Below are 2,880 nucleotides of genomic sequence, written 5' to 3'. Positions count from 1 at the left end.
GAAGCCTAAACCAACAATTATAGAAGAAAAAGCACTCGACTTTCTGGAAAGAAAGTCGGGTGTTTTTGCGTTCTGAAAGAAATCAGAAAATCAATACGGTCGGTTATTTACTGCTTACTTAGGGATGGTTACTAATCGTGATTTAGTAATTCTCATTTCAAATTCTGGAGAAACTAAAGAAGCCTTGGCACCAATCAAACCAATTCATAGAATTGGAGCTGAAATAATAGCCATGACAAAAGATTCCAGATCAAATCTAGCTCAAGAAGCGGATTACTTATTGGAAGTACCAGTAGTAGGTGAGGCTGATCAATTTGATTTAGCTCCGACTAAAAGTTCAACGGCGGTCTTAGCGACAGGAGACGCTTTAGCATTAACCTTGTCTGAGTTAAAGGGATTTAATGAACGTAATTTTGCTATGTTTCATCCTGGTGGAGCGCTAGGTCAAAGGCTACTTAAAGAAGGATTATTGAAAGGGTGATTATGATGAAAAAAATTTTGGTTATTGGTAGTTTTATGACAGATTTGGTAGTCAAGTCAGCAAGATTCTGCCAAGAAGGCGAAACTATTATTGGTGAAACTTTCAATCAATTCACTGGTGGTAAAGGAGCTAATCAAGCAATAGCAGCTGCTAGATTAGGTGGAAACGTCGAAATGCTAGGAGAACTTGGAAATGATGCTTTTGGGAGAGATCAAATTAATTCGTTAAAAGCTAATAATGTTAAAAATGATAATATTTTATTTACTGATAAAGCCATGTCAGGTATTGGGAATCCACAGTTAGATGACTCAGGAAAGAATCGGATAGTGGTTATTCCAGGTGCAAACTTACAATTCAAACCAGATGATTTAGAAGAATTAGTGGAAGTTGTTCAGAGCGCAGATATCATTGTTTTACAACTAGAAATTCCCATTGAAACAGTCTATCGGGCAATTGAATTAGGAAGTAAATATCATAAAGTGATAATACTAAATCCTGCTCCAGCTCAAGAATTAGATTTACGCTATGCGTCACTTGTTACTTATATGACACCAAATGAGCATGAAGCACAACTTTTGACGGGCATCGATACTAGCTCTCAAGAAGGAGTTAAGGAAAGTGCTGAAGAATTATTGAGACAAGGTTATCAAAATGTTTTGATAACACTTGGTGAGAAGGGAAGCTACTTTGTAAATAAACGGGTTGAAATTCAAGTTCCTTCATATGAAGTTAAGGCAATCGATACCACGGCAGCAGGAGATTCGTTTATTGGTGCATTTGCTTTTGGATTGGCTAATGATGAATCAATCCAAGACTCCTTATCGTATGCTTCAGCAGTTTCGGCAATTGCGGTAACAAGAATGGGAGCACAACCTTCATTGCCAACGAAGGCAGAGGTAGATACTTTTCTTAATCAAAAAGTTAAAGTCAAAGCGTAGGTGTGAATCATGGATAAGGTCAAGTGGATTGAACAACCTGATGGTTATTTAAATAAGATTCCGTCTTTACAATTTATTTTAGTTACAATTTTATTTGCACTGTGGGCGATTGCGGCTAGTTTAAATGATATCTTGATTACACAATTTAAAGCTGTTTTTTCGTTAAGTGATTTTGCAACGGCTTTTGTACAGAGTGCTTTTTACGGTGGATACTTTGTGATTGCTATCCCAGCATCAATTTTTATCAAAAAAAATAGTTATAAGTTGGCGATTATTGCTGGATTAGCCGCATTTTCATTAGGATGCTTCCTATTTTTTCCAGCTTCAAGATTAGTTACTTATCAAATCTTTCTGTTTGCCATTTTTGTTGAGGCAATCGGATTGAGCTTTCTAGAAACATCTGCAAATGCATATAGTTCTTTATTAGGACCAAGAAAGTCTGCAACAGTCCGACTAAACATTTCACAAACGATGAATGCCATGGGTGATATCATCGGTATTTTGTTAGGTAAATACTTAATTTTTACGGATGGAAATCTGAAAGAAGAAATGGCCAGTATGAGCAAGGAAGCAGCCGAACAGTTTGGACAGAAAGCGTTAGCTAGGACTTTGGTTCCTTATAAATATGTTTTAATTGTTTTGATCGTAATGATAATATTATTTGCAATTACTAAGTTTCCCTCTGGCAAACCTGAAGCAAAACAAAATGAAAAGAGTGCAACATTTTTAGAAACAGTAAAATATTTATTGAAACGGAAACGCTATTGGAAAGGTGTTGGGGCACAATTTGTTTATATTGGTGTACAAACAGGTGTCTGGTCATTTACGATGCGTTTAGCTCTGGAGATGTTCCCACAATTTAACGAAAGATTCGTTGCTAACTTCATGCTTTATAGTTATATTTGCTTCTTTATCGGCCGATTCTTAGCTAGTTACTTGTTATCGAAGTATTCTGAGACTAAAGTTTTAATGATTTATTCATTAATTGGGACCGTATTAATCTTTTATATAACTTTTGTTCCTAACATTACGGCTATTTATGCAGCAATTGGTGTCAGCTTAGTGTTTGGACCTTGTTGGCCAACGATTTTTGCTAGAACTTTGGAAATAGTTGATGACAAAAGGCATACAGAAACCGCCAGTGCTTTTATTGTGATGGCAATTGTTGGTGGAGCCATCATACCGATGATTCAAGGATTATTATCTGATATTACCAATATGCAATTTTCATTTTTACTTCCAGCAATAGGAATGACAATTGTTTTTATATATTTTCTAAGTGAGTTTGAATTTGATAAAAAGCATTTAAAGAATTGAGGTAAGAAAAATTTACAGACTTTTCAAGAGTTTGGGACAAAAGTCCTAGATGACAAAAATAAGGTCCAGAAATCCTAATGATTTCTGGACCTTATTTCTATATACTAGTAAAGAAACGTCTTCAGTCGTTTCACCGCCAAGTAA

The 2,880-nt window shown here is 35.6% G+C and carries 2 protein-coding genes and 1 pseudogene; all 3 read left to right on the top strand.

The features are described 5' to 3' along the window. Window positions 1-118: 118 nt before the first annotated feature. Window positions 119-481 (top strand): annotated as a pseudogene (locus tag EGT49_RS12285) (SIS domain-containing protein); the annotation flags it as partial. A 2-nt stretch (window positions 482-483) separates the two neighbouring features. After that, on the top strand, window positions 484-1,419 hold the full coding sequence (gene rbsK / locus EGT49_RS12550; protein ID WP_218960999.1) for a ribokinase: 936 nt from the start codon (window positions 484-486) through the stop codon (window positions 1,417-1,419). A 9-nt stretch (window positions 1,420-1,428) separates the two neighbouring features. After that, a complete protein-coding gene (fucP, locus tag EGT49_RS12545) occupies window positions 1,429-2,736 on the top strand; it encodes an L-fucose:H+ symporter permease (protein WP_179949635.1) in 1,308 nt (435 codons plus the stop codon). Window positions 2,737-2,880: the final 144 nt, after the last annotated feature.

This window comes from Companilactobacillus suantsaicola, assembly GCF_004745525.1.
Lineage (GTDB): Bacteria > Bacillota > Bacilli > Lactobacillales > Lactobacillaceae > Companilactobacillus > Companilactobacillus suantsaicola.
Note: the sequence above shows the minus strand (reverse complement) of the source record. Positions and strands in the feature narration are given on the sequence as shown.